Origin of the sequence: Aeromonas sp. FDAARGOS 1418 (genome assembly GCF_019048585.1) — a bacterium.
Taxonomy (GTDB): Bacteria; Pseudomonadota; Gammaproteobacteria; order Enterobacterales; family Aeromonadaceae; genus Aeromonas; species Aeromonas caviae.
Map to the genome: position 1 here is coordinate 854,951 of NZ_CP077387.1, position 25,454 is coordinate 880,404.

Genomic DNA, 25,454 nt, shown 5'->3' on the forward strand with positions numbered 1-25,454 from the left:
TCCTTACGACTCGCCCAGATAGGCCTTGATCACCGCCGGATTGCTGCGGATTTCGTCCGGTTTGCCGTGGGCCAGCGGGGTGCCCTGGTTGACCACGAAGATGCGGTTGGAGATCTCCATCACCAGCTTCATGTCGTGCTCGATCAGCAGCACCGAGACCCCGAACTCGTCCCGCAAGTTGGAGATGAGCTCGTTGAGCTCGTCGGTCTCCTTGGGGTTGAGGCCTGCGGCCGGTTCATCCAGCATCAGCAGCTCGGGCCGGGTCGCCATGCAGCGGGCGATCTCGAGGCGGCGCTGCTGGCCGTAAGCCAGGTTGCCCGCGGCGCGGTTGGCGAGATCCTTGAGGCCCACCTTTTCCAGCCAGAAGGCGGACTGCTCCAGCCCCTCTTTCTCGGCGCGGCGGAAGGAGGGGGTCTTGAACAGGCCGGCGATGAAGCCGGTATTGAGATGCCTGTGCTGGGCCACCAGCAGGTTTTCCACCGCCGTCATCTCCTTGAACAGGCGCACGTGCTGGAAAGTCCGCACTATGCCCTTGCGGGCGATGAGGTGGCCGGGCAACCCCTGGATCTCCTCACCCTTGTAGCGAATGACACCGCCACTCGGGCGATAGAAGCCGGTCAGGCAGTTGAAGATGGTGGTCTTGCCCGCCCCGTTGGGGCCGATGATGGAGATCACCTCCCCCTTTTCCACATCCAGCTTGACGCCGTTGACTGCGAGCAGGCCGCCAAAGCGCATCGACAGATCTGAGACATCCAACAATGGTTGATTGTTGCTCATTTACGCAGCTCCATATGGGGTCGACTCATGGGCAGCAGTCCCTGCGGCCGCCAGATCATCATGAATACCATCAAGAGACCGAACATCAGCATGCGATATTCGTTGAACTCGCGGGCGAGCTCCGGCAGCACCGTCATCACGATGGCCGCCAGCACGACCCCGATCTGGGATCCCATGCCTCCCAGCACCACAATCGCAAGGACGATGGCCGACTCGATAAAGACGAAGGATTCCGGGCTGATGAAGCCCTGGCGGGAGGCGAAGAAGCTGCCGGCAAAGCCCGCGAAGCAGGCGCCTATGGTGAAGGCGGTCAGCTTGATGATGGTGGGGTTGAGCCCCAGGGACTTGCAAGCGATCTCGTCTTCCCGCAGCGCCTCCCAGGCACGGCCGAGCGGCATGCGCAGCAGGCGGTTGATGACGAACAGGGTCGCCACTACCAGCACCAGGGCCATCAGGTAGAGGAAGATCACCTTGTGGTTGGCGTTGTAGGCGATGCCGAAGAAGTCGTGGAAGGTGCCAAAGCCCCCATCCTTGACGGTGCGGTTGAACTCGAGCCCCCCCAGGGTCGGTTTCGGAATGCCGGAGATCCCGTTCGGACCGCCGGTCAGGGTGGTCATGTTGTTGAGCAGGATGCGGATGATCTCGCCAAAGCCCAGGGTGACGATGGCCAGGTAGTCCCCCCGCAGCCGCAGCACCGGGAACCCGAGCAGGAAGCCGAAGGTGGCCGCCAGCAGACCTGCGATGGGCAGACACTCCCAGAAGCTCAGACCGAAGTAGGTGTTGAGCAGGGCGTAGCTGTAGGCGCCGACCGCATAGAAGCCGACGTAGCCGAGGTCGAGCAGACCGGCGAGGCCCACCACCACGTTCAGTCCCAGCCCCAGCATGATGTAAATCAGGGTGAGGGTGGCCAGATCGATGGCGCCGCGAGAGGCCATGAAGGGCCAGCTCACCGCAAACAGCAGCACCAGCACGGCGGTGAGGTTATAGAGCTTGGGGGCCTCTTCGGGGCTTGGCAGCACCAACTTGGTGAAGCCGACGGAGAAGCCGCTGATGGAGGCCTGGAACAGCCGGCTTATCTGGCCGCGCAGCATCTGGAACCAGAAGACGATGGTGGCGCCCCCCAGCAGCCAGGCCAGCGACACATCGAGGCGGCTCACCACCAGCAGGCGGGAGCCATCGGTCTCCAGCTTGAAGCCGAGCAGCCAGAAGGAGAGCACCAGCAGCACCAGGCTGGCGATGCAGGCATGGATAAATTGACGTTTCATCAGACTTTCTCCACTTCCGGACGGCCGAGAATGCCAGTGATGGTCATGAACAGCAGCACGAGGGCATGCATAGATTGGTTTTTCATACCTTCTCGACCTCCGGACGACCCAGGATGCCGGTGGGCATGAAGAGCAACACGAAGATGAGCAGGGCAAAGGCCATCACATCCTTGTACTCGGTGCTGAGATAGCCCGCGGTGAGCGCTTCCACCACGCCGAGCAGCAGGCCGCCCAGCACGGCACCGGGAATGCTGCCGATGCCGCCCAATACCGCGGCGGTGAAGGCCTTCAAGCCCGCCATGAAGCCGAGATAGGGGTTGATGACACCGTAGTACATGCCGAGCAGCACCCCCGCGACGGCGGCCAGGGCGGCCCCCAGCACGAAGGTGATGGAGATGACCACATGGGTGTCTATCCCTAACAGGTTGGCCATCTTGATGTCTTCGGAACAGGCACGGCAGGCACGCCCCATGCGGGAGCGGCCGATGAACTGGGTCAACGCCAGCATGGTGACGAAGGTCACCACGAAGATGATGAGCTGCATGTAGGAGAGGCTGGCCTGGAAGCCATCCTCGCCGCCGAGGGTCCAGCCCCCGGAGATCAGAGTGGGCATGGCGATGTCACGCGAGCCCTGGGCCATCCGCATCATGTTCTGCAGGAAGATCGACATGCCGATGGCGGAGATGAGGGGGATCAGGCGGTTGCCGCCCCGCAGTGGACGATAGGCCACCCGTTCTATGGACCAGCCATAGCTGCCGGTGATGATGATGCTGACCAGGAAGGCTCCCCCCAGCAGCAGCACGGTGCTGTCGATGCCCATCATCATGAGCCCGGCCATCACCATGAAGGCGACATAGGAGCCGATCATGTAGACCTCGCCGTGGGCGAAGTTGATCATGCCGATGATGCCGTAGACCATGGTGTAGCCGATGGCGATCAACGCATAGGTGCTGCCTATGGTCAATCCGTTCAGCAACTGCTGAACCAGATAAAGAAGGTGTTCGGACATACCGCGTTCCCTGTGTACTTGCCCGCAAAGAAAGGAGGGGTGACTCACGTCACCCCGACCGGCAGATTATTTGAGTTGAGTGGAGGTACCGTCGGCGTGCCACTGGAAGACACCGAATTCGAAGCCTTTCAGGTCACCGTTCGGTGCCCAGGTCAGGGGGCCCATCACGGTGTCGATCGGTGCGGCCTTGATGGCGGCAGCGACGGCAGCCGGATCATCCTCGCCCGCCTTGGCGATACCGGCCGCCAGGGCCTGCATGGCGGCGTAGGTGGTCCACACGAACGGACCGGAGGAGTCCTGACCCTTGGCCTTGAACGCTTCTACGATGGGGGCGTTGGCCGGCACCAGGTCATATTTGTTCGGCAGGGTCACCAGCAGGCCTTCGGAAGCCGGGCCGCCGATGGCGGAGATGTCCTTGTTGCCCACGCCTTCCGGACCCATGAACTTGGCCTTCAGACCCTTCTCGCCAGCCTGGCGCAGGATCAGACCCAGCTCGGGGTGGTAGCCGCCGTAGTAGACGAAGTCGACGTTCTCTTTTTGCAGCTTGGCGATCAGGGCGGAGAAGTCCTTGTCGCCGGCGGTGATGCCCTCATAGGCAACGACCTTGACGCCTGCCTTGTCCAGCGCGGCTTTCACGCTGGAGGCGATGCCTTCACCGTACTGTTTCTTGTCGTGGATGACGGCCACGCGCTGGGGTTTGACCTGCTCGATGATGTACTTGGCGGCGGTCGGGCCCTGGTCGCTGTCCAGACCGATGGTGCGCAGGGTCAGCTGGTAACCGCGCTCGGTGATCTTGGGGTTGGTGGAGGCGGGAGTGACCATCAGGACCCCTTCATCTTCATAGATGTCGGAGGCGGGCAGGGTGTTGTCGGAGCAGAGGTGGCCGACCACGAACTTGACGCCGTCGTTGATCACCTTGTTGGCGATGGCCACGGCCTGCTTGGGATCGCAGGCATCGTCATAGATGACGGCTTCGATCTGCTTGCCCTTGATGCCGCCCGCCTTGTTGATCTGCTCGACCGCCATCTTGCCGCCGGTGAACTGCATGTCACCGTACTGGGCGACCGGGCCGGTCAGGGGGCCGGCGATGCCGATCTTGATGGTATCGGCCGCATTGGCCATGGAAACTGATCCAAACAGAGCCAAAGAAACCGCTGCTCTGACTGCCATTTTGCTGAAGTTATGCATTGATTCGTCCCTTAATCAGTGAATTGTTTCATTTTATGCACGTCATTCCGAGCCTGTATCCCGCCAGCCCGGCGATAGATAAGGTTCTATCATTCCTCGCCGGGCAATAACAAGATGTTAAAGATACTAACCGGAGCAGGCGCGAGAGGGGTTTTGTGAAACTAACACGCAGTTTATTGCTGTTTACTGGATTTTAATGTCGTTAATGTGGTGCAACATACAGATAACAAATTGTCATGGTGACAATTTCCAGAGTAAAAAACTGACGATATTTCATTCTGCGTCCGCTCTCATTTTGACCAAAATCCGTTTGCGCAAAAAGAAATGACCGCATAGATTAGCCAGCATTGATAATTCACTGGCAGCGCCCGTTAAAACCAAGCCTTTATTCGGGAAATCTGCTACTGTTCCGCCTTTGTTATTCAGGAGACAGAGATGGCAACTATCAAGGATGTCGCCTCGCGCGCAGGCGTATCCATCTCCACCGTCTCACATGTACTCAATCACACCCGTCGGGTCAGCGAAGACGCAACCCAGAAAGTGCTTGAGGCGGTGGCAGAGCTGAACTACGCGCCCAACTCGGTGGCGCGCAGTCTCAAGATCAATTCGACCAAGACCATTGGCATGCTGGTGACCACCAGTGCCAACCCCTTCTTCGCGGAAGTGGTACAGGGGGTGGAAGCCTACTGCTTCGAGCAGGGTTACAGCCTGATCCTGTGCAACACCGAGAACCAGCCGCCCCGCCAGCAGCACTATCTGCGCATGCTGATGGAGAAGCGGGTCGACGGTCTGCTGGTGCTGGGGACCGATATCGACACCCAGTTCAGGGACATGCTGCGTATCCACAAAAACGTGCCGCAAGTGGTGCTGGACTGGGGCAACGAGTGCGATTTCGCCAACGTGATCAACGACAACGCCCGCATCGGCGCGCGTCTGGCGGTGCGCCATCTGCTGGAGCAGGGCCACACCAACATCGTCTGCATCACCGGCCATCTCGCCAAGCCGACTACCCAGCAACGGCTGGACGGGGTGCGCGATGCCCTGGCTGAACAGGGGATGACCCTGAAAGAAGAGCAGATCATCGAAGGGGACTACGAGAGCCAGAGCGGCTTCGATGCCATGCAGCGCATCCTGGCCCTCACCCCTCGCCCGACCGCGGTCTTTGCCTTCGATGATCCCATGGCCATCGGTGCCATCTGCGCCGCCTGGGAGGCCGGGGTCAAGGTGCCGGACGATATCTCCATGATCGGCTATGACGACGTGGAGATGGCGCGCTTCTCCAGCCCGCCGCTCACCACCATCCGCCACCCCAAGGCCGAGCTCGGTCTGCTGGCGGTGCAGCAACTGGTGAGCCGGATCCGCAACAAGGAGCTGGAAGTGGAGTCCATGACGGTCCAGCCCGAGCTCATCGTCCGTCGCTCGGTCAAGTCCCTGCGCTGACGGCGCCACGGGTGCCATGAACAAGAAACCCCCTCGCCAGCGAGGGGGTTTCTGTTTTTGGGCCCCTATGGTATCTGGGGGCGTCAGGCCTTGAGGCCGAGCCGCCTGGCGAGGCGGTGCAGGTTGCCGCCGTCCAGATCCAGCGCCCGGGCGGTGGCGGCCCAGTTGCCGTCATGGGCGGTCAGGGTCTGCTCGATGAGCTGGCGCTGGAACAGATCGGTGGCGGCGCGAAGGCCCAGGCCGGCAATGGCCGGGGAGGCGGGCTGGCTGACGGTGTCGGCGGGCAGGGATGAGCCCGTCGGTCCCAGGTTGAAGTGATGGGGTTTCAGGGTCGGCGAGGGGCTGCCCTGTTCGGCCCTGGCCAGCACGGCGGCGCGGTGGATGGCGTGCTCCAGCTCCCGCACGTTGCCGGGCCAGTCGTGGCGCTCGAGCAGTTGCAGCGCTTGTGGCTGGATACGCAGCTGCTCCAGCCCCAGGCCGAGCCGGCAGCGTTCGCAAAAATAACCGGCTAGCAGGGGAATGTCGCCTGGGCGTTCCCGCAGTGCCGGGGCGTGGATCGGGAACACGCTCAGCCGGTGGTAGAGGTCGGCCCGAAACTGCCCCTCGACCACCGCCTGTTTCAGATCCCGGTTGGTGGCCGCCAGGATGCGCACATTCACCTTGAGCGGGGTGTCGTCACCGATCCGCTGCAGATCGCCGTATTGCAGCACCCGCAGCAGCTTGGCCTGCAGCGCCAGGGAGAGCTCCCCTATCTCGTCGAGAAACAGAGTGCCCTTGTCCGCCAGCTCGAACTTGCCCGCCCGATTGTGGATGGCGCCGGTGAAGGCCCCCTTCACGTGACCGAACAGCTCGCTCTCGGCCACCGACTCCGGCAGGGCGGCGCAGTTGAGGTAGACCAGGGGGGCATGGGCGCGGGGCGAGCCGCCATGCACCGCCTTGGCGATCAGCTCCTTGCCGACCCCGGTCTCCCCCAAAATCAGCACATTCAGCTCGGAGCTTGCCACCACGTCTATCTCGTGGCGCAACCGGGCCATGGCGGGGGAGCGGCCAATCATCTCGGGCTGGCCCGGCCCATTCTGGGTGGAGGGAGCGAGGGGTTCGCTGCTCTGGCGGGCGAGCCGCTCCAGCAGCAGGGCGTTGTCGAGGGCGGCGGCGGCCAGAGCCCCCACCAGCCGCAGCTCCTCGTCGCTGATGCCGTCGAACTGGGTCGGGTTCATGCCGTCTATGGTCAGGGCGCCGATCAGCGCCTGATCCGAGAAGAGCGGCAGGCCGACGCAGGCGTGTACCTTGAAGTCGTCGTGATCCGGCAGCAGGCCGTCATAGGGGTCGGGCAGGGCGCTGTCGGCAGGGAAGCGCACCACATCCCCGGCGCGGGCGATGGCCTCGAGGCGCGGGTGATCCTTGAGGGCGAAGCGGCGCCCCAGCACGTCCTGCATCAGGCCGTCGATGGCCAGCGGGATGAACTGGCCCCCCTCGTAGCGCAGCAGGGCCGAGGCATCCGAGTTCAGCAGGCTGCGCACGCTCTGGATCAGGCGGTGGAAGCGGTCCTGATGGGAGATGCCGAGTTGCAGGTCGAGGGCGATGCGCGCCAGGCTGTCGGTCGAGATCACGATAATTGTCCAAATGACAGTATGTTTGTGATTTTGACTATAAAGGTCTGGTGTCTTAATGACAACGAGTGATATGCGAAGCCATTAAAAACAATGGGTTACAATTTGGCACGTCCGCTGCATTAGCTGGTTCAGTTGAACATCCACTATTGCATTCGAGGAACTGCCTGATGAGCATTCACGTCAAGAACAACATCCACTGGGTCGGCCAACGGGACTGGGAGGTACGCGACTTCCACGGCACCGAGTACAAGACCCACAAGGGCACCAGCTACAACAGCTACCTCATCCGCGAAGGGAAGAACGTGCTGATCGACACCGTCGATCACAAGTTCAGCCGGGAGTTCGTGCAGAACCTGGCGGCCGAGATCGATCTCGCTTCCATCGACTACGTGGTGATCAACCACGCCGAGGAGGATCACGCCGGCGCCCTGACCGAGCTGATGGCCCGCATTCCCGGCACCCCCATCTACTGCACCCACAACGCCATCGATTCCATCACCGGCCACCACCACCACCCGGAGTGGAACTTCCACCCGGTCAAGACAGGTGACAGCCTGGACATCGGCAACGGCAAGCAGCTGGTATTCATCGAGACCCCCATGCTGCACTGGCCCGACAGCATGATGACCTATATGACCGAGGACGCGGTGCTCTTCTCCAACGACGCCTTCGGCCAGCACTACTGCGACGAGCACCTGTTCAACGACGAGGTGGATCAGACCGAGCTGATGGAGCAGTGCCAGCGCTACTACGCCAACATCCTTACCCCCTTCAGCCCGCTGGTGACCGCCAAGATCAAGGAAGTGCTCGGCTTCAACCTGCCGGTGAGCATGGTGGCCACCTCCCACGGCATCGTCTGGCGCAAGGACCCCACCCAGATCATCCTGAAATACCTGGAGTGGGCCGACCACTATCAGGAAGACCGCATCACCCTCTTCTACGACTCCATGTCCAACAACACCCGCATGATGGCCGACGCCATCGCCCAGGGCATCCACGAGGTGGACCCCGGCGTGGCAGTGAAGATCTACAACGTGGCCCGCCACGACAAGAACGAGATCCTGACCCAGGTGTTCCGCTCCAAGGGGATACTGGTGGGTTCCTCCACCATGAACAACGTCATGATGCCCAAGGTGGCGGGCATGCTCGAAGAGATCACCGGCCTGCGTTTTCGCAACAAGCGCGCCTCGGCCTTCGGCAGTTACGGCTGGACCGGTGGCGCGGTGGACCGGATCCAGACTCGCCTGATGGATGCGGGCTTCGATATCAGCATCTCTCTCAAGGCCAAGTGGCGGCCGGATGGCTCGGCGCTGGCCGAATGCCGCGAGCATGGCCGCCAGCTCGCCCGTCAGTGGGCGTTGCACCCGCTGGACGCACCCCGCCCGATCACCACAACCCAGACAACCGTGACGCCCGTCCCCGCGATGCCTGCTGTTGAGCCGCAAGCCGCAGCGGCCGCCGCCGAATGGGATGACGACCAGGCCATGCTCTGCACGGTCTGCCAGTGGGTCTATGACCCGGCCCAGGGCGAGCCGGATCAGCTGGTGGCGCCGGGCACCCCCTGGGCCCAGGTGCCGGACAGTTTCCTCTGCCCCGGCTGCGGCATTGGCAAGGAGGTATTTGAACCCTGCGCCGTGGAGGCCTGTGTATGAGCGCAGCAACGCAGAGTGACGCCGGCATCAGCCGGGAGATAGTGGTGATCGGCAGCGGCTTCGCTGCCCAGCAACTGGTCAAGAGCCTGCGCAAGCTTAACGCCGAGCAGCCCATCCGCCTCATCACCGCCGACAGCGGCGATGAGTACAACAAGCCCGACTTGAGCCACGTGGTGAGTCGGGGCTGCCCTGCCGCAGCCATGACTCGTCAGAGCGGCAGCGATTTTGCCGAGCAGCAGCGCATCGCGCTGCTGCCCCACTGCCCGGTGCATGGCATCGACCCTGCCCGGCGGTTGGTGCTGACCGAACGAGGGGAATTCCCCTACGGCCAGCTGGTGCTGGCCACCGGTGCCAGTGCGGCGCGCCCCGATCTGCCGGGCAGCGAATCCCTGGTCACCCTCAACAGCCAGCAGGAGTTCGCCGCCATCGAGGCGCAACTGCGCCAGGCCCGCCGCATCCTGGTGCTGGGGGCGGGGCTCATCGGCTGCGAGCTGGCGATGGACATGGCGAGCGCAGGAAAAGAGGTGACGCTGGTGGATCTGGCCGACAGCCCCTTAAGCGCCCTGCTGCCCGCCACCCTGACCCAGCCGCTGCAACAGGCCCTGCGCAGCCAGGGGATCAGCCTGCAGTTCGGGACAGGTCTCGCCAGGATAGATGCCCAGCCGGGGGATGGCTGGCGGGTGACCCTGACCGATGGCCGTACCAGCGAGCAGGATCTGGTGATCGCCGCCATCGGCCTGCGGCCGAATCTGGCCCTGGCCCTCGGGGCCGGGCTGGCAGTGGAGCGCGGTATCCTGGTCGACGATCGGCTGCAGACCAGCGACCCCCATATTTTCGCGCTGGGGGATTGCGTGCAGTGGCAGGGTCAGTTGCTCCCCTTCCTGCAACCCATAGTGCTGGGGGCCAATGCGCTGGCGCGCACCCTGCTCGGGACGCCAACCCCGCTGACCCTGCCGCCCATGCTGGTGAAGGTGAAGACGCCGCGCTACCCGCTGCAACTGGCCGGTCGCACCCGGGGCGAGGACCTTGCCTGGCAGTGCCGCTGGAACAGCCACGGCATGGTGGCCGAGGCGCACGGCGAAGATGGCAAGCTTTGCGGCTTCGTGGTGGGTGGGGATCAGATGAGTGCCGCCTTCCCGCTGCTGCGCCAGCTGCCCCGTTAACCCCTTTCATTGCACCGGCCGGGTCGACTCGGCCACACGAGGAGAACCGATATGGCCATGCAACTGATCCCGTCTCACTGGGTGGTGCGCCGCTCCACTCCCTTCTTTACCCGCGAGAATGTGCCCCAGGCCCTGCTCACCCATCACAACACCGCGGCCGGGGTGTTCGGCCAGCTCTGCGTGATGGAGGGCACCGTCACCTATCACGGCTTTGCCGACGAACAGGCCGAGGAGCCCGAGGTGAGCCTGGTGATCCGGGCCGGGGAGTTTGCCACCAGCCCGCCCCAGTACTGGCACAGGGTCGAGCTGTCGGAGGATGCCCGCTTCAACATCCACTTCTGGGCCGAGCAGGCAGAATCCGACCAGCCGCTGTTCCACAGCCGCAAATAACGGGGTTTAAGGCTGAGGGGGCGGAGCGGGCGAATGCCCCCTCTGCCCATGCAGATCAAAATCATCAACTCAGATGTTGGTTATCCTGCCCCCTCGATTCGGATGAGCACAGTGAGGGAAACATGAGCCTGTTGGAAGCCCTGACCATGACCTCGGGTCTGGTCTATCTGGTTCTGTTGTTGTGGCAGGGCCGCAGCGGTTGGGGTTGGACGCTCTCTCTGTTGTTGGCCGCCGCGCTCTGGCTGCTGGTGGCGGATTCGGTACTCTGGCTCGCACTGGGGCTGGTGGCCACGACCCTGGCGCTCTGGCTGCGCTATCGCCCCCTACTCATGCTGGCCCACATAGACAGTCAACGTCTCAGAATGGCCACCAGGCAGCTATTGCTGCTGTGTTGGGGGTTGGTGGCGGTTCAATATGTTGTTCATATCGGACAGTTGGGGCTGGGGATGACCCCCTGGCTGGTGCGCCCCGATGTGGTGGACGGTTTCCTGCCCATCGCAGGTGGTCTCGGGCTGCGGGCCTGGCTCGGGCAGGGGCTGACGGACCCCCACCACCCGGCGGCCACCGTCACCGTGCTGGTGCTCTCCCTGTCGGCCCTGCTGCTGGGTCGGGCGTTTTGTGCCTGGTTCTGCCCGCTCGGGCTGGTGGGGGAGTGGCTGCACGGCCTGCGCTCGCGCCTGTTGCCGGGGGAGTGGACCCCGCCGCGCTGGCTCGATGCCGTGTTGCGCGGCCAGAAGTTTCTGGTGCTCGGCTTTCTGCTCTTCATCATATTGCTGGCGGTACCCGCCGCCGCCCTGCCCGGCTACCTCGCCAGCCCCTACCATCAGGCGGCGGACATGAAGATGGGGGCCTTCTTCTTCAACCTGACCCTGATCTCGGGCCTGTGCCTTGGCTGGGTGCTGCTGCTCACCGCCACCTTCCGGCAAGGGTTCTGTCGCTATCTCTGCCCCTATGGCGCCTGGTTCGCCCTGCTCGGCCTGCTGACCCCAGTGCGCATTCGCCGCGACCCGGACCGCTGCCTGCGAAGCGCGGGCCACGACTGTGACAAGTGCAGCCGGGCCTGCCCCTCGCGCATCCAGGTGCACCAGCTCATCGCGGTGCAGAGCCTCGAGTGCACCAGTTGCCAGAGCTGCGTGGCCGCCTGCCCCAAGCGGGCCGATGCCCTGCATCTTGGCACGCGAGGGCTGCGACTCGCCCCCCGTCAGCTGCTGGGGCTGCTCTGTCTGTTGCTGCTGGTGTTGCCGCTGCTCGCTTACGGCTTGCTGGATCTCTGGGTCAGCCAGACACCGATCCCTGACCGTTACGAGCTTTTGCAGCGGCTGCCCTGGTTGAGCCACTGAGGGGGGAAAGGGCAAAAGGTGGATGATGGGGGGATCTTTCGGATTGGCGATAACAAGCTGTATAAAAATCCCCCGCCAAATTGTTAGCGCCATCCCACTTTGCTCATATTGCAATTGATCATATAGCGCTCCCCACCATAATGGGTGCTGTTATTTGGCGTTGTTAATATCAATTGGATGAGCAACAACATGAATATCAAGGTCAGCTATCCCAAGTGGTTTACCCTGGACCATAAGATCGCGTTCTTCTTCCCGCTGTAATTCCCCGCAGCGGCGCGGCATGCCTGCCATGCCACGAGCCCGCCTCCATTCCTGAACTGAAATAGCTGCACCCGTCTTCGCCTGTTTATTCTGGCGAGGCGATGTCGTGCACCCATTTCCCAATATTTCCCACCTGCCGGACATTTTATTTTCGGCGGGGGAAGAGACTCATTCTAAATATTTAAATCTGGGGTGTTTATATTATGGAAAACTTCAAGCATCTGCCCGAACCCTTCCGTATTCGTGTCATCGAGCCGGTCAAACGCACCACCCGTGCCTATCGGGAAGAGGCCATTGTCCGGGCGGGCATGAACCCCTTCCTGCTGGACAGCGAAGACGTCTTCATCGACCTGCTGACCGACAGCGGCACCGGCGCCATCACTCAGGACATGCAGGCCGCCATGCTGCGCGGTGACGAGGCCTACAGCGGCAGCCGCAGCTACTATGCCCTGCAACAGGCGGTGCAGGAGATCTTCGGCTACTCCCTGACCATCCCCACTCACCAGGGGCGCGGCGCCGAGCAGATTTACATCCCCGTGCTCATCAAGAAGCGGGAGCAGGAGAAGGGGCTGGATCGCAAGAAGATGGTGGCCCTCTCCAACTACTTCTTCGACACCACCCAGGGCCACACCCAGATCAACTGCTGCGTGGCGAAGAACGTCTACACCAGGGAGGCGTTCGATACCTCGGTCACCGCCGACTTCAAGGGCAACTTCGATCTGGTGAAGCTGGAAGAGGCCATCCTGGAGGCGGGCCCCGCCAACGTGCCCTACATCGTCAGCACCATCACCTGCAACTCCGCCGGGGGGCAGCCGGTCTCCATTGCCAACCTGAAGGCGGTGTACGAGATCGCCAGAAAGTACGACATCCCCGTCATCATGGACTCCGCCCGCTTCGCCGAGAACGCCTACTTCATCCAGCAGCGGGAGCCCGGCTACGCGAACTGGACCATCGAGGAGATCACCAGGGAGTCCTACAAGTACGCCGACGGCCTCGCCATGTCGGCGAAGAAGGATGCCATGGTGCAGATGGGGGGGCTGCTGTGCTTCAAGGATGACAGCATGCTGGACGTCTACACCGAGTGCCGCACCCTGTGCGTGGTGCAGGAGGGCTTCCCGACCTATGGCGGCCTGGAAGGGGGCGCCATGGAGCGCCTGGCGGTGGGCCTGCGAGACGGCATGCGCCAGGACTGGCTGGCCTATCGCATCGGCCAGGTGCAGTACCTGGTGGACGGGCTGGAGGCCATCGGCGTGGTGTGCCAGCAGGCAGGGGGCCATGCGGCCTTCGTGGATGCGGGCAAGCTGCTGCCCCACATCCCGGCGGATCAGTTCCCGGCCCACGCCCTGGCCTGCGAGCTCTACAAGGTCGCCGGCATCCGGGCGGTGGAGATAGGTTCCCTGCTGCTGGGGCGCGACCCCGCCACCGGCAAGCAGCACCCCTGCCCGGCGGAGCTGCTGCGCCTGACCATCCCCCGTGCCACCTATACCCAGACCCACATGGACTTTGTCATCGAGGCCTTCGGCGAGGTGAAGAAGAACGCCCACCGGGTGAAGGGGCTGGACTTCATTTACGAGCCGGCCGTGCTGCGCCACTTCACCGCCAGACTGAAAGAGGTCGAGCATAACGACCCGTCAGCCGGCAAGACGCAGAAAAAATTGATAGAAGCATAACGAGTCAAGGGCACAGATTTTTCTGTGCCTTTTTTTTCACTGCTCTGTGAAAGATTTGGAGTGACACACATGACATCAACACCGTCCGTCATCGGAGGGGCCTGCATCATTGCCAGCGTCTGTGTCGGTGCCGGCATGCTGGGGCTGCCGAGCGCGGGAGCCGGGGCCTGGACCAGCTGGTCAACCCTCGCCATCATTCTTACCATGGTCATCATGACGGTTTCAGGCTGGATGCTGCTGGAAGCCCTGAAACCCTACGCATTGACCGCCTCCTTCAACTCGGTGACCAAGGATCTGCTCGGTCACAGGATCAATCTCTTCAACAACCTCACCGTCTATTTCGTGGGCGGCATTTTGCTCTATGCCTACATCACCTCGTCGGGTCTCATCCTGGGCGGCCTGCTGGGCATCAATAGCCAGCTGGCCTCGGTGTTGTTCGTGCTGGTGTTCTCCTGGTTCGTCTGGCATTCGACCCGGGCGGTTGACAGGATTTCGGTCGTCCTGATCGTCTTCATGGTGCTGAGTTTCGTGTTCGGGGTCTCCGGGCTTGCCAGCAAGGTCGACACCGCCAAGTTGTTCAACTCCTTTGCCGAGGAGCTGGGCCGCGCCCCTTACGCCCTGGCCATGTTGCCGGTGGCGCTCACCTCGTTTGGCTACCACCACTCGGTGGCATCGATGCGCGCCTATTACGGCGAGGAGCAGAAAGCCAGGCAGGCGATCCTGGGGGGGACCCTGATCGCCCTGGTGCTCTATCTGCTGTGGCTGCTCAGCATCTTCGGCAACCTGCCTCGTCCCGCCTTCGGCCCCATCATCGCCAAGGGGGGCGACGTGGATGTGCTGCTCGGGGCGCTGGCCTCGGTGATCGAGTCCAGGCAGGTCTCCCAGGCCATCAACCTCTTCTCCATGGCGGCCATCCTCTCCTCCTTCATCGGGGTGGGGCTCGGGGTGTTCGACTATCTGGCGGATCTGTTCCGGTTCGACAACAGCCGCGCCGGTCGCACCAAGTCCTGGGCGGTGACCTTCCTGCCTCCTCTGGCGCTCTCCCTGATGTTCCCGTTCGGCTTCGTGGTGGCCATCGGCTATGCCGGGGCCGCGGCGACCGTCTGGGCCTGCATCATCCCGGCCCTGCTGGCGAAGAAGTCCCGGGAGTTGGCCCCGGACGAGACGGGGTTCAAGGCTCCCGGCGGCCAGCCCATGGTGGTGGCCGTCATCGTCTTCGGGGTGCTTACCGCCATCTTCCACCTGATGGCCATGGCGGGTCTGCTGCCCGTCTACACCGGCTGACCCTGGTGTGCTGAACTTGGCCCCATCCCGAACATATTCCACGGATGGGGCGCAGAATCCGGCCCGTTTCCCCCCATTTTCCCTCCGGATTTGATACCCGAAGGCATGCAGGGTAAAGTCCCCCGGCGCCAGCAGTGGCGAACGCAGGAGAAGCACGGCGGTGTGCCGTGACCAGTCGACAATCCGTTTGGGGGAGTAATGGAACAGAAACCATCGTTGGTGGGCGGGGCATGCATCATTGCCGGCGTCTGTGTGGGGGCCGGCATGCTGGGACTGCCGAGTGCGGGGGCGGGCGCCTGGACCCTCTGGTCCATGCTCGCGGTAGCACTGACCATGGTGGTGATGACGGTCTCCGGCTGGATGCTGCTGGAGTCCTATCGGGGCTATCCCCTGCGCGTCTCCTTCGATACCGTGACCCGGGATCTGCTGGGGGAGAAGGTCAACGCCCTCAACAATCTCAGCGTTTATTTCGTCGGCGGCATCCTGCTCTATGCCTACATCACCTCGGCCGGTCTCATCATCAACGGCATGACGGGGATGGGCAGCCAGTGGGCGTCCGTGCTCTTTACCCTGGCCTTCTCCCTGCTGGTGTGGCACTCCACCCGGGCGGTGGACCGCATCTCGGTGTTGCTGGTGATCCTGATGGGGCTGAGCTTTGCCTTCGGCATCTCGGGCCTGTCGATGAACGTGCGCCTCGATCTGCTGCTCGACCGGGTGGGCAGCGAAGTGAGCTACGCCCCCTATGCCCTGGTGATGCTGCCGGTGGCGCTCACCTCGTTCGGCTACCACCATTCGGTCTCCTCCATGCGCGCCTACTACGGTGAAGAGCGCCGTGCCAGCCGCGCCATTCTGGGGGGCACCCTGATCGCGCTCGCGTTTTACCTCATCTGGCTGGTGAGCGTCTTTGGCAACCTGCCCCGCAGCGAGTTCGGCCCGGTGATCGCGGAGGGGGGCAACGTGGATGCCCTGCTCAAGGCTCTCGGTTCGGTGATCGAGTCCAAGGCGGTGGCCAGCGCCCTCAACGCCTTCTCCATGGCGGCCATCCTCTCCTCCTTCATCGGGGTGGGGCTCGGGGTGTTCGACTACCTGGCGGATCTGTTCAAGTTCGACAACAGCCGGGGTGGCCGCGCCAAGTCCTGGGCGGTGACCTTCCTGCCGCCCCTCATGCTCTCCTTGCTGTTCCCGTTCGGTTTCCTGGTGGCCATCGGCTATGCGGGCGCCGTAGCGACCCTGTGGACCTGCATCATCCCACCCCTGCTGGCCTGGAAGGTACGGGCGGCCCGGCGCGAAGAAGGTGGCGAGGGCTTCCGCGCCCCCGGCGGCCTCTTCATGATCGTCCTGGTGATCCTGTTCGGCGTGCTGACCGCCGCCTTCCACCTGCTCAACATGGTGGACCTGCTGCCCGCCTACAAGGGCTGAGCCGTTACCCGGGTCGCAGTGCCAGCACACAATGACAAAGAAGGAGCCTCATGGGCTCCTTCTTGCTTGTCACACAGGCAATATTGGCGTCGGTTACTGAATGCCGACCGACAGGGAGTGGGGGACCTTGGCGCCTTTACGGGCGGTGGCGCGCATCTGGTAGACCTGGATCAGGTACTTGCCCGACTTGGGCAGGGTGCCTTGCCATTTTGTGTCCACGTTGCCGCCGCCCAGTGCCTCGGCCTGACCCGGGATGGCGCCCGGTGCGAAGACGTTGAAGTTGGCATTGGTGCTGCCGGTGATGGCGACCGTCATGGTCTGGCCTTCTTTGGCGCCCAGGGTGTAGTTGATGGTGTCATAACCGGAGAAGGTGCCGTCAACCTTGGCGCTGTGCGCGCCTTTGGCGAAGTGCACCGGCACCGTGGTCACCTTGTCTGCCGCCTGAACCGAGGCCGCCATCATCATGGCCAGCAAGGCGGCCGTTACTGCTTTTTTCATTATGTATTGCTCCTGTGATCGGGCCCTGGCACGGGCCTCGAGGGGAAGATATGCCTGAACGATGACGCGACTCCATCGAAATGATGAGGCTGTCGGAGCGGGGGATGTTGCAAGATTTGGGGTATGCACAGACGGACATGGTGCCTTTTGGCCGCAAGCCAGATGAACACAAGGTCGATGGGGTTTTATATGGCGAGTTCCCTGATACAGGGGGCGTTTTTGTCAACGTGGTGTTGACGAACAGGGTGCCCGCTGCGGCCATGACTCTGCGACAGAATTGATCGCCCCGGGTCTCCTGCATGGTCAGGGCGCGGGAGGGCGTGCGGAAAAAGAGGACGTTAAGGTTGGCTGGTGCCCTCAGCCGCCATGGCCTGCTGCTCATAGCGCGCCACCGTGCCGTCCTGTTTCATTTGCCGGATCACGCTGGCAAGGGGGGCCAGCAGATCCTGATGCCGTTCGTGCAGATAGACGTAAGAATCGGCCAGCTCCATCACCCCGGCGGAGTAGATGCCGGCATAGCCCGGGTCCTGGCGCGTCAGGGCGGCCAGGGCCTGGCTGGCAATCAGGGTCTGCTCCACATAGAGGTCACTGCGCCCCTTGAGCAGCTTGCCCATCCCCTGCTCGGCGGTGGCGATGGCAAAGAGCCGGTCCGGTGCCACCACCTTGCCCAGCATCATCTCCGGCAGCTTGGCGCCACGGCGAAACTCGACCCGATAACCGGTGCCCTGCAGGCTGTGCCACCCCTGCAACTGGATCCCGGGCTGGTGGGCATAGGCCTGATAGGAGACGGCGAAATGGGGCTCGGGCACGCGCTGGAGGGTGCGGGTCTGCTGCTGGTAGCTGGCGGCGCGGTGGATCTCGCCATCGACCTGTCCCTGCTCTGCCAGCAGGGGGGCCCGTCCCCCGGGGTAGCCCTGGTACTGGAAGTCATAACCCAGGCGGGCGAACGCATCCCGATAGATGAGATCGAGCCAGCGACCATAGGGGGACTCCCTGGTTTCAAGGGAGCTTACCAGTGTGATGTTGCCCCTGCCTTGCGCCCCCCATACCTGGAAGGCCAGCAGCAAGAGCAGTGAAAGAGCGAAGAAGCGGTATCCTGAAACCTGCGCCATGGTGTCCCTGTCAGAGCGGTGGTTGCAAAGAGTGACAGTCCTATCCTAGCCCAGGGGGTTGCCCGGTCCAGCGCTTTCTGCCGTCCGCCCGTGGATACCCTCCGGGCCGCCTCCCGTCCCGCCTTTACCGAATGAACGCCAACAAAGGGAGATGGCCAGCGCCGCTCACAGGCTGGCGAAATCCACCTCGGGCAGGGTTTCGAAGCCGGGGCGGGCAAACAGATAGCCCTGCATCAGGCTGACGCCCATCTCCCGCAGGCAGGCCATCTCGTCGCGGGTCTCGACCCCCTCCGCCAGCGGGGTGATCTGCAACTCCGTAAACAGCGCCAGACAGTGGCGAACGATGGCCTGACGGATCGGGTCCTGGTCGATGCCGCGCAGCAGGTGCATGTCGAGTTTGATGATGTCGGGGCGAAAATCGGCCAGCAGGCTCAGGCCCGAGTAACCGGCGCCAAAGTCGTCGATCGCCGTCTTGAAGCCAAGGGCCTGATAGTGATCCACGATGCCGCGAATATGGCGGTTGTCCTGCACCTGTTCCACCTCGGTGAACTCGAACATGATCTGCTCGATGGGAAAGAGATGCTCGCGGGCCGCCTGCAACGTGGTGCGGATGCAGCGCTCCGGGCGATAGACCGCATTGGGCAGGAAGTTGATGCTCAGCATGCCCCGCATGTCGAGGCGGGCGGCCAGCGCGATGGCCTTGATGCGGCACAGCTGATCGAAGCGGTAGCGGTTGTCGTCGTTGACCCGGGCAATCACGCTCTGCGCCGGTTCGTTGTTGATCCCCCGCACCAGCGCCTCATAGCCGAATATGGTGCGCTGGCTGCAATCGACGATGGGCTGGAAGGCCATGGTGAAATCGAAGTCGAGATCCACCTGCTCCTGACACAGCTGGCAGATGGCGGGGGACGGGGCGGCAGGTATATCCATGACTTTCCTCTTGGGCGTGGCGGCGCTGGGCACTGTCTCAAATGATAACAGCTCATTACCCCCCTGTAGGTTCGATTAGCAAAGCGTAATCAGACGATCGAGAGGCTTTGATTACGGTTGTTGCCGTGTAACCGTGTCGGCCAACCGGAGGGAAGAATTCGGCTGGCCGTTATGGCGGGAGAATCCATTTACGCGAACGTCCGATTACGCCTGACGGCTAATCGAACCTACGAGCTAAATGGGCTTGGCGTGACGTTTATTCTCTCTACTAAGGAGAGAATATCATTAACTTTTATACTATATTCTCCACCAATGGATTTAAGAATTTCTACTGTTCGAGAAGTAGTAAAGTCAGATATGTAGCAAGGTTTCCCTAGGATATTATCCTCAATGGTTGTTTTAATTCTCTCCAATATTGGTGTTAGATCAAAGTTGTGTTCAGTTGAACCAAGAATATGGTTCATTTTAATACTGGCCTCCAATGATTCCAACTGCGCCAGTAAAACGTTATTGTAAACCTTTTTTAAATCCCAAAGGCGTTCTTCTACAGAGCGAAGGTTTAGTTCTTGGGAGTATTCATTGTATTTAATTGTTTTGTTTTGCAGGGAGAGTTCGATTTTTATTTTTGATATTCCAGATTTTATTTCATTAAGTTCGCTGGAGTAATCCTCAATTGAATTATAAATTTTATCTATTCTTTCATTGGTGCTTTTTAGTGAGGCTAAGAGGTTATCTACGTTTTTAGAGTTTTTTTCATCAACTATTCCTGCAATCTTTATTTCTGATTCAATGATAAGTCTGGAAGTTTCGTTTAGTAGTGTTGATTTATCTTTTTCATGTATTTTAAAATTTGACCACCATCCGAAACCAAATAATAATGCTGATACTCCCAAAACAGCACCTATAGCCCAGTACACTGTGCTTAACAATGAGTCATGGTACTCTTTAATTATTTTGTTTTCAATTTTAAGCTCTTCAAATGCTTTTAGTTTGTAAATTGTTTCATAATTAATAAGAGAACCATTCTCTACGCTGCTCTGAGAGTTTTTTCTGCATGTGCATTTATCACAACAGAGAAAAACAATAAAAAAAAGACAATGAAAAATTTATTCATGAAATTGCTCTCTTTGATTTTTATGAAATAAATGTCACATAATTTAAATATAAAAACTGTGAACCTAATCAAAACGGCGCCTCGCGGCGCCGTTTTTAATATCAATCAACCCAACCAAGATCACTGCAGCAGGGAGATATCCGCGACTTGCAGGAACAGGTTGCGCAGGTTGTTCAGCAGCGCCAGACGGTTGGCCTTGAGGGCTTCGTCGTCGGCCATCACCATCACCTCGTTGAAGAAGGTGTCGACCGGCTCGCGCAGGGCGGCCAGACGGGTGAGGGCAGCCTGATAGTCACCGGCAGCGAACAGCGGGGCCAGTTCGGCTTGCAGTTCGGCAACCTGGGTGGCCAGCGCCTTCTCGGCGGCATCGACCAGCAGTTCCGGTTTGACGGCAGTGGGCAATGGAACCTCGACCTTGGCCAGAATGTTGCTCACGCGCTTGTTGGCGGCAGCCAGGGCCAGTGCGGCATCCAGCGTGCGGAAGTGGCTGACGGCCTTGACGCGACGATCGAAGTCGAGCGGACGGGTCGGGCGGCGGGCCAGTACGGCCAGCACCACGTCGGCACCGATGCCTTCGTCCTGATAGGCGGCGCGGAAGCGGCCCAGCATAAAGTCGACCACGTCGGTAACGACGGTCTTGTTGGTCAGCTTGTCGCCGTAGACGCGTACCGCTTCTTCAACCAGTTCAACCAGATCCAGATCCAGCTGCTTCTCGGTCATGATGCGCAGGGCACCGATGGCGGCGCGACGCAGGGCGAACGGGTCCTTGTCACCCTTGGGCAGCATGCCGATGCCGAAGATACCGGCCAGGGTGTCGAACTTGTCGGCCAGCGCGACGGCGCAGGCAACCAGACCGGACGGCAGGGCATCACCGGCAAAGCGCGGCATGTACTGCTCGTTGAGGGCCACGGCCACTGCTTCGTCTTCGCCATCGTGACGGGCGTAGTGCATCCCCATGACACCCTGGGTGTCGGTGAACTCGCCGACCATGTTGGTCATCAGGTCACACTTGGAGAGCAGACCGGCACGCTTGGCCTGAGTGACATCAGCACCGATGCGCTCGGCGATAAAGCCGGCGACGGTCTCGATGCGCTCGACCTTGGCCTTGACGGTGCCCAGCTGTTGCTGGAACAGCACGGTTTCAAGGCGCGGCAGGCGGGAGGCCAGAGTTTGCTTGAGGTCAGTCTTGAAGAAGAACTCGGCGTCAGAGAGACGGGGGCGAACCACCTTCTCGTTGCCGCTGATGATCTGGCTCGGGTCTTTGGACTCGATATTGGTGACGAAGATGAACTTCGGCAGCAGCTTGCCGTTCTTGTCGTAGACCGGGAAGTACTTCTGGTCACCCTTCATGGTGTGCACCAGCGCTTCAGCCGGCACGGCCAGGAACTTCTCTTCGAAGTTGGCGGTCAGCACCACGGGCCACTCGACCAGTGCGGTCACTTCTTCCAGCAGGGCGTCGTCCAGATCGGCCACGCCACCGAAGGCGGCAGCGGCCGCTTCGACGTCAGCCTTGATCTTGGCCTTGCGCGCCATAAAGTCAGCAATCACCATGCCACGCTCCTGCAGGAGCTGCGGGTACTGGCTGGCGTTGTCGATGGTGAATTCGCTCTCGCCCATAAAGCGGTGGCCGCGGATGGTGCGGGCAGAGTCGATACCCAGAATGTGAGCGGGAACCAGCTCGCCATCCAGTAGCAGGGTCACGGTGAAGACCGGACGCACGAACTGGATGGTCTTGTCGCCCCAGCGCATCATCTTCGGGATCGGCAGTTTGGCCAGCGCAGAGGCGACCAGTTCGCCCAGCAATTCTTTGGCCGGACGGCCTTCGACCTTGGCGGTGTGAACCAGCCACTCGCCTTTGTCGGTGACCAGACGCTCGGCCTGCTCAACGGTGATGCCGTTGCCACGGGCCCAGCCTTCGGCAGCCTTGGTTGGCTTGCCTTCGGCATCGAACGCTTGAGCGACGGCAGGGCCGCGCTTCTCGACGCTCTTGCTCGGCTGTTCGCCAGCCAGCTCGCTTACCTTCAGCGCCAGACGGCGCGGTGAAGCAAACCACTCGACGTCGCCGAAGGCCAGATCGGCCTTGGTCAGTTCGGCTTTGAAGTTGTCGGCAAAGGCTTCGGCCAGGGAGCGCAGGGCTTTGGGCGGCAGCTCAGCAGTACCGATCTCTACCAGAAATGTATGTTGTGCCATGTCCGTTCCTTAACCTTGCTTGTTCTCGTTGCTGCCACGTTGGCACATCGGGAAGCCCAGCGCTTCGCGGGAGGCGTAGTATGCCTCTGCCACGGCCTTGGTCAGGGTGCGAATGCGCAGGATGTAGCGCTGACGCTCGGTGACCGAGATGGCCTTGCGGGCATCCAGCAGGTTGAAGGAGTGAGCGGCTTTGAGGATGCGCTCGTAGGCAGGCAGCGGCAGCGGTTTTTCCAGTGCCAGCAGATTCTGGGCTTCCTTCTCGTACTGCTCGAAGCAGTGGAACAGGAACTCCACATCGGCGTGTTCGAAGTTGTAGGTGGATTGCTCCACTTCGTTCTGGTGGAACACGTCGCCGTAGGTGGTCTTGCCCAGGGGGCCGTCAGACCAGACCAGATCGTAGACGCTGTCCACGCCCTGAATGTACATGGCCAGACGCTCGAGACCGTAGGTGATCTCGCCGGTGACCGGCTTGCACTCGAGGCCGCCAACCTGCTGGAAGTAGGTGAACTGGGTCACTTCCATGCCGTTCAGCCACACTTCCCAACCCAGACCCCAGGCACCCAGCGTCGGGTTTTCCCAGTTGTCTTCCACGAAGCGGATGTCGTGGATCTCGGGATCCATACCCAGTTCTTTCAGGGAGCCCAGATAGAGTTCCTGAATGTTGTCGGGGGAGGGCTTGATGATCACCTGGAACTGGTAGTAGTGCTGCAGGCGGTTCGGGTTCTCACCGTAGCGGCCGTCAGTCGGACGGCGGGACGGTTGTACGTAGGCGCAGGCGATGGGCTCCGGGCCCAGGGCGCGCAGGCAGGTCATGGGGTGGGAGGTACCGGCACCCACTTCCATATCCAGCGGCTGAATGATGGTACAGCCCTGGCGGGACCAATAGTCCTGCAACTGCAGGATCAGGCCCTGAAAGGTTTTGACATCGAATTTTTGCATAGTGTTTTTCGCGCGAAATGAAATCAGAGCAAGATTTGCTGAATGTGAACCGAGGGAGTATACCGTCTGGCATGGTCGGATAATAGGCGAAATTACAGGGGATTAGTGGGGCTATGTTGCCGCTTGCCCTATGATGTCGCCGACGCAAGCGGCCTGCCGATGGCCGATGAAAAACAGGGGAGAGGAAATGGAACTACGCTGCGCCTGGGTGACCAGAGACCCGGAATACATCGAATACCATGACAAGCAGTGGGCCAGGCCGGTGTATGACGCCCGCGAGTTGTTTGCCAAGCTCTGCCTCGATGGCCAACAGGCGGGGCTGTCGTGGATCACCATCCTCAAGCGCACCGAGAGCTACCATCGCGCCTATGCGGATTTTGATCCGGTGCGCATCGTGCAGTTCGACGAGCAGGATGTGGAACGGCTGATGCAGGACAGCGGCATCATCCGCAACCGGCTCAAGGTGCAATCGATCATCAAAAACGCCCGCGCCTATCTGGCGCTGGAGGCGGAAGGCATCGACTTCGTCGATTATCTGTGGGGCTTCGTGGGCGGCGCCCCCATCGTCAACCAGCGTCAGGGCAACGGCGACATTCCGGCGACCTCGCCGGAGTCGGATGCCATGTCCAAGGCCCTCAAGAAGCGCGGCTTCACCTTCGTCGGCAGCACCATCTGCTACGCCTTCATGCAGGCGGTGGGCATGGTGAACGATCATCTGGTGACCTGCCCCTGCCATGCCGAGTGCCAGCAAGCAGCGGTGACGTGAAGGGGAAATGCACGAAGAAGGGAGGCTCAGGCCTCCCTTCTTTTTTTGCTCTGAATCAGCAGGGCTCAAGGGGGCGGCCGAGCGCCTCGCACACCTCGTCGCTGCTCATCAGCCGCACGAAGGGGCCAGCCAGGGTGGCATTGTGATGGGCGATGATCTGGGCGGCGGTCAGTAGCGGTGTGTCCATGCAGGTGTGGGCATCGCTCACCAGCACCACTGTGTAGCCGAGATCTGCCGCCGCCCGGCAGGTGGTGTCGATGCAGTACTGGGTCTTCATGCCGGTGACGATCAGGGTCTGCACGCCGTCCTCTTTCAGCCAGCCATCGAGACCGGTGCCATGGAAGGCGCTGGGGCGCTGCTTGTCGAACACCCGATCGGCCTCGCCGACGACCAGCTCAGGCGCAAGCTGCCAGAACGGACTGCCAGCGGCGATGGGGCTACCGGCCGGGCCCGTGTGGCGCACCGCCAGCACGGGGAGAGCGGCACTGCGGGCCGCCTGGCTCAGGCGATTGATGTTGGCCAGGGTCTCGGCCCCGGCATGGGGGGCTTCCGGGCCGTGGAGGAGGCCCACCTGGATGTCGATGATGAGCAGCGCGGGGCGGGAAAGGGACGACATGGTCATGGCTCCGTGAGAAATGTCACCCACTCTGGGGCCATGGGCTCTAATGAGACAACCCCGCATCTGGGGGGCAACCACTCCAGACCCTGGGAGCATGTTCCGTTGCGCCGTGCCGGGAGCATTTTCGCCCCTTGGTACAGCCGGGATACAGTCACACGGGTTCACCATCGGGAGCGGCATCACGAGGGAGTCCCGTGTCACTGAGCGCCGTTCGCCCTCTCTTCCCCGGTTGTCTGAGCCTGATCGGCTGCACCCTGGGGATGACGTTGCTCGTCAGGGCAAACATGAGAGGAAGCCGGCCCTGTGCAAGAAGGTCCGAGGCTGCACAAACGACGCCCCCGAGGGCCGAGGTTGCGCTACCGGGATCTTGCCCCTCCTTTATCATTGAGAGACGCCGGACTTGCCCAGGTTGTCTGGCGAAGGAGCCATCATGAAGAAGTCTGTATTGGCGCTGCTTGCCGCCACCGCCTTGCTGGCCGCCCTGCCTGCACAGGCCACCAAGCAGGCCCAGGAACGCCGTGACGCCCGCGATGTGCGTCAGGATACCCGTCAGGAGTCCCGTGACGCGAAACAGGCGTGTCGTGAGGGGCTGGTGGGCAATGCCGACTGCCGCCAGGAGCATCGTGACAACAAGCAGGAGGGGCGAGACAAGGCCCGGGATATCAAATATTGATGCGGGCCCGTCCGAAGAGGGGCCTGCACCGGGTAAGTCGCTAGGGGCAGAGGGCGTTTTGCCCCCTGCCCATCTTCGCAATACGCGCGTCACACTCTGGCGCCTCTCTGGGTTAGAATGCGCGGCCATCGGCTAGAGTCGT

General features: G+C 61.6%; 24 protein-coding genes. 12 read left to right on the forward strand and 12 right to left on the reverse strand.

Features of this window, described 5'->3' with window-relative positions; translation table 11 throughout:
- Positions 1 to 3: 3 nt before the first annotated feature.
- The 4 genes from livG to I6L48_RS04085 form a co-directional block, all read right to left on the reverse strand.
- The gene (livG, locus tag I6L48_RS04070) at positions 4 to 777 is read right to left on the reverse strand and encodes a high-affinity branched-chain amino acid ABC transporter ATP-binding protein LivG (RefSeq protein ID WP_010672381.1); all 774 of its coding nucleotides are present in this window, start codon (positions 775 to 777) and stop codon (positions 4 to 6) included.
- On the reverse strand, positions 774 to 2,042 hold the full coding sequence (locus I6L48_RS04075) for a high-affinity branched-chain amino acid ABC transporter permease LivM (protein WP_039041002.1): 1,269 nt from the start codon (positions 2,040 to 2,042) through the stop codon (positions 774 to 776). Before I6L48_RS04075 ends, livG begins: the two co-directional genes overlap by 4 nt.
- A gap of 82 nt (positions 2,043 to 2,124) precedes the next feature.
- Positions 2,125 to 3,051 (reverse strand): high-affinity branched-chain amino acid ABC transporter permease LivH, encoded by a 927-nt coding sequence (gene livH / locus I6L48_RS04080; RefSeq protein WP_010672383.1) that lies wholly within the window; start codon positions 3,049 to 3,051, stop codon positions 2,125 to 2,127.
- A 66-nt stretch (positions 3,052 to 3,117) separates the two neighbouring features.
- A complete protein-coding gene (locus tag I6L48_RS04085) occupies positions 3,118 to 4,239 on the reverse strand; it encodes a branched-chain amino acid ABC transporter substrate-binding protein (protein WP_039041003.1) in 1,122 nt (373 codons plus the stop codon).
- A gap of 435 nt (positions 4,240 to 4,674) precedes the next feature.
- Between I6L48_RS04085 and I6L48_RS04090 the strand changes: the two genes are divergently transcribed.
- Positions 4,675 to 5,679, forward strand: coding sequence for a substrate-binding domain-containing protein (locus tag I6L48_RS04090; protein WP_216987788.1), 1,005 nt, complete (start codon positions 4,675 to 4,677; stop codon positions 5,677 to 5,679).
- A gap of 83 nt (positions 5,680 to 5,762) precedes the next feature.
- On the opposite strand, the gene norR is transcribed toward I6L48_RS04090, so the two are convergent.
- Positions 5,763 to 7,289 carry a nitric oxide reductase transcriptional regulator NorR gene (norR, locus tag I6L48_RS04095; RefSeq protein WP_139737139.1) on the reverse strand — a complete coding sequence of 509 codons (1,527 nt, stop codon included), beginning with the start codon at positions 7,287 to 7,289 and terminating at the stop codon, positions 5,763 to 5,765.
- Between the two features lie 170 nt (positions 7,290 to 7,459).
- Here norR and norV point away from each other — a divergent pair, with 170 nt between their 5' ends.
- The 8 genes from norV to I6L48_RS04135 all read left to right on the forward strand — a co-directional run bounded on the left by norV (position 7,460) and on the right by I6L48_RS04135 (position 16,471).
- Positions 7,460 to 8,944 (forward strand): anaerobic nitric oxide reductase flavorubredoxin, encoded by a 1,485-nt coding sequence (gene norV / locus I6L48_RS04100; protein ID WP_216987789.1) that lies wholly within the window; start codon positions 7,460 to 7,462, stop codon positions 8,942 to 8,944.
- Positions 8,941 to 10,107, forward strand: coding sequence for an NADH:flavorubredoxin reductase NorW (gene norW / locus I6L48_RS04105; RefSeq protein ID WP_216987790.1), 1,167 nt, complete (start codon positions 8,941 to 8,943; stop codon positions 10,105 to 10,107). Before norV ends, norW begins: the two co-directional genes overlap by 4 nt.
- 51 nt (positions 10,108 to 10,158) lie before the next feature.
- The gene (locus I6L48_RS04110) at positions 10,159 to 10,497 is read left to right on the forward strand and encodes a DUF1971 domain-containing protein (RefSeq protein ID WP_167826497.1); all 339 of its coding nucleotides are present in this window, start codon (positions 10,159 to 10,161) and stop codon (positions 10,495 to 10,497) included.
- 122 nt (positions 10,498 to 10,619) lie between these two features.
- Positions 10,620 to 11,837 carry a 4Fe-4S binding protein gene (locus I6L48_RS04115; protein WP_216987791.1) on the forward strand — a complete coding sequence of 406 codons (1,218 nt, stop codon included), beginning with the start codon at positions 10,620 to 10,622 and terminating at the stop codon, positions 11,835 to 11,837.
- A 189-nt stretch (positions 11,838 to 12,026) separates the two neighbouring features.
- The gene (gene tnaC, locus I6L48_RS20945) at positions 12,027 to 12,098 is read left to right on the forward strand and encodes a tryptophanase leader peptide (protein WP_223302601.1); all 72 of its coding nucleotides are present in this window, start codon (positions 12,027 to 12,029) and stop codon (positions 12,096 to 12,098) included.
- Between the two features lie 203 nt (positions 12,099 to 12,301).
- Positions 12,302 to 13,768 carry a tryptophanase gene (tnaA, locus tag I6L48_RS04125; RefSeq protein ID WP_010672391.1) on the forward strand — a complete coding sequence of 489 codons (1,467 nt, stop codon included), beginning with the start codon at positions 12,302 to 12,304 and terminating at the stop codon, positions 13,766 to 13,768.
- A gap of 69 nt (positions 13,769 to 13,837) precedes the next feature.
- Entirely contained in the window at positions 13,838 to 15,052 is a 1,215-nt protein-coding gene (locus tag I6L48_RS04130; RefSeq protein WP_216987792.1) for an aromatic amino acid transporter, read from the forward strand.
- A 198-nt stretch (positions 15,053 to 15,250) separates the two neighbouring features.
- Positions 15,251 to 16,471, forward strand: coding sequence for an aromatic amino acid transporter (locus I6L48_RS04135; protein ID WP_216987793.1), 1,221 nt, complete (start codon positions 15,251 to 15,253; stop codon positions 16,469 to 16,471).
- A gap of 93 nt (positions 16,472 to 16,564) precedes the next feature.
- Here I6L48_RS04135 and I6L48_RS04140 read toward each other — a convergent pair whose 3' ends face one another.
- Positions 16,565 to 16,969, reverse strand: a complete 405-nt coding sequence (locus I6L48_RS04140; RefSeq protein ID WP_010672394.1) for a hypothetical protein — start codon at positions 16,967 to 16,969, stop codon at positions 16,565 to 16,567.
- Between the two features lie 104 nt (positions 16,970 to 17,073).
- On the opposite strand from I6L48_RS04140, the gene I6L48_RS04145 reads away from it, so the two are divergent.
- Positions 17,074 to 17,250 carry a hypothetical protein gene (locus I6L48_RS04145; RefSeq protein ID WP_154670450.1) on the forward strand — a complete coding sequence of 59 codons (177 nt, stop codon included), beginning with the start codon at positions 17,074 to 17,076 and terminating at the stop codon, positions 17,248 to 17,250.
- Positions 17,251 to 17,307: 57 nt separating this feature from the next.
- On the opposite strand, the gene I6L48_RS04150 is transcribed toward I6L48_RS04145, so the two are convergent.
- The 5 genes from I6L48_RS04150 to glyQ all read right to left on the reverse strand — a co-directional run bounded on the left by I6L48_RS04150 (position 17,308) and on the right by glyQ (position 23,254).
- Complete coding sequence (locus I6L48_RS04150) at positions 17,308 to 18,081, reverse strand: hypothetical protein (protein ID WP_069784347.1); 774 nt, start codon at positions 18,079 to 18,081, stop codon at positions 17,308 to 17,310.
- Between the two features lie 165 nt (positions 18,082 to 18,246).
- Positions 18,247 to 19,011: an EAL domain-containing protein gene (locus tag I6L48_RS04155; protein WP_113069281.1), complete on the reverse strand. Its 765-nt coding sequence runs from the start codon at positions 19,009 to 19,011 to the stop codon at positions 18,247 to 18,249.
- Positions 19,012 to 19,238: 227 nt separating this feature from the next.
- A complete protein-coding gene (locus I6L48_RS04160; protein WP_216987794.1) occupies positions 19,239 to 19,940 on the reverse strand; it encodes a hypothetical protein in 702 nt (233 codons plus the stop codon).
- A gap of 305 nt (positions 19,941 to 20,245) precedes the next feature.
- A complete protein-coding gene (glyS, locus tag I6L48_RS04165; RefSeq protein ID WP_216987795.1) occupies positions 20,246 to 22,315 on the reverse strand; it encodes a glycine--tRNA ligase subunit beta in 2,070 nt (689 codons plus the stop codon).
- Positions 22,316 to 22,324: 9 nt separating this feature from the next.
- Positions 22,325 to 23,254 carry a glycine--tRNA ligase subunit alpha gene (gene glyQ / locus I6L48_RS04170; protein WP_010672400.1) on the reverse strand — a complete coding sequence of 310 codons (930 nt, stop codon included), beginning with the start codon at positions 23,252 to 23,254 and terminating at the stop codon, positions 22,325 to 22,327.
- A 187-nt stretch (positions 23,255 to 23,441) separates the two neighbouring features.
- On the opposite strand from glyQ, the gene I6L48_RS04175 reads away from it, so the two are divergent.
- Positions 23,442 to 24,020, forward strand: coding sequence for a DNA-3-methyladenine glycosylase I (locus I6L48_RS04175; RefSeq protein ID WP_113069267.1), 579 nt, complete (start codon positions 23,442 to 23,444; stop codon positions 24,018 to 24,020).
- 55 nt (positions 24,021 to 24,075) lie between these two features.
- Here I6L48_RS04175 and I6L48_RS04180 read toward each other — a convergent pair whose 3' ends face one another.
- Positions 24,076 to 24,636, reverse strand: coding sequence for a cysteine hydrolase family protein (locus tag I6L48_RS04180; protein WP_113069265.1), 561 nt, complete (start codon positions 24,634 to 24,636; stop codon positions 24,076 to 24,078).
- A 433-nt stretch (positions 24,637 to 25,069) separates the two neighbouring features.
- On the opposite strand from I6L48_RS04180, the gene I6L48_RS04185 reads away from it, so the two are divergent.
- Positions 25,070 to 25,312, forward strand: a complete 243-nt coding sequence (locus I6L48_RS04185) for a hypothetical protein (RefSeq protein ID WP_010672404.1) — start codon at positions 25,070 to 25,072, stop codon at positions 25,310 to 25,312.
- Positions 25,313 to 25,454 lie beyond the last annotated feature (142 nt).

Bases quoted from the DNA above. Each gene is read 5' to 3' on its own strand.
- livG (WP_010672381.1), bottom strand. From the start codon at position 777: ATGAGCAACAATCAACCATTGTTGGATGTCTCAGATCTGTCGATGCGC.
- I6L48_RS04075 (WP_039041002.1), bottom strand. From the start codon at position 2,042: ATGAAACGTCAATTTATCCATGCCTGCATCGCCAGCCTGGTGCTGCTG.
- livH (WP_010672383.1), bottom strand. From the start codon at position 3,051: ATGTCCGAACACCTTCTTTATCTGGTTCAGCAGTTGCTGAACGGATTG.
- I6L48_RS04085 (WP_039041003.1), bottom strand. From the start codon at position 4,239: ATGCATAACTTCAGCAAAATGGCAGTCAGAGCAGCGGTTTCTTTGGCT.
- I6L48_RS04090 (WP_216987788.1), top strand. From the start codon at position 4,675: ATGGCAACTATCAAGGATGTCGCCTCGCGCGCAGGCGTATCCATCTCC.
- norV (WP_216987789.1), top strand. From the start codon at position 7,460: ATGAGCATTCACGTCAAGAACAACATCCACTGGGTCGGCCAACGGGAC.
- norW (WP_216987790.1), top strand. From the start codon at position 8,941: ATGAGCGCAGCAACGCAGAGTGACGCCGGCATCAGCCGGGAGATAGTG.
- I6L48_RS04110 (WP_167826497.1), top strand. From the start codon at position 10,159: ATGGCCATGCAACTGATCCCGTCTCACTGGGTGGTGCGCCGCTCCACT.
- I6L48_RS04115 (WP_216987791.1), top strand. From the start codon at position 10,620: ATGAGCCTGTTGGAAGCCCTGACCATGACCTCGGGTCTGGTCTATCTG.
- tnaA (WP_010672391.1), top strand. From the start codon at position 12,302: ATGGAAAACTTCAAGCATCTGCCCGAACCCTTCCGTATTCGTGTCATC.
- I6L48_RS04130 (WP_216987792.1), top strand. From the start codon at position 13,838: ATGACATCAACACCGTCCGTCATCGGAGGGGCCTGCATCATTGCCAGC.
- I6L48_RS04135 (WP_216987793.1), top strand. From the start codon at position 15,251: ATGGAACAGAAACCATCGTTGGTGGGCGGGGCATGCATCATTGCCGGC.
- I6L48_RS04140 (WP_010672394.1), bottom strand. From the start codon at position 16,969: ATGAAAAAAGCAGTAACGGCCGCCTTGCTGGCCATGATGATGGCGGCC.
- I6L48_RS04145 (WP_154670450.1), top strand. From the start codon at position 17,074: ATGTTGCAAGATTTGGGGTATGCACAGACGGACATGGTGCCTTTTGGC.
- I6L48_RS04150 (WP_069784347.1), bottom strand. From the start codon at position 18,081: ATGGCGCAGGTTTCAGGATACCGCTTCTTCGCTCTTTCACTGCTCTTG.
- I6L48_RS04155 (WP_113069281.1), bottom strand. From the start codon at position 19,011: ATGGATATACCTGCCGCCCCGTCCCCCGCCATCTGCCAGCTGTGTCAG.
- glyS (WP_216987795.1), bottom strand. From the start codon at position 22,315: ATGGCACAACATACATTTCTGGTAGAGATCGGTACTGCTGAGCTGCCG.
- glyQ (WP_010672400.1), bottom strand. From the start codon at position 23,254: ATGCAAAAATTCGATGTCAAAACCTTTCAGGGCCTGATCCTGCAGTTG.
- I6L48_RS04175 (WP_113069267.1), top strand. From the start codon at position 23,442: ATGGAACTACGCTGCGCCTGGGTGACCAGAGACCCGGAATACATCGAA.
- I6L48_RS04180 (WP_113069265.1), bottom strand. From the start codon at position 24,636: ATGTCGTCCCTTTCCCGCCCCGCGCTGCTCATCATCGACATCCAGGTG.
- I6L48_RS04185 (WP_010672404.1), top strand. From the start codon at position 25,070: ATGAAGAAGTCTGTATTGGCGCTGCTTGCCGCCACCGCCTTGCTGGCC.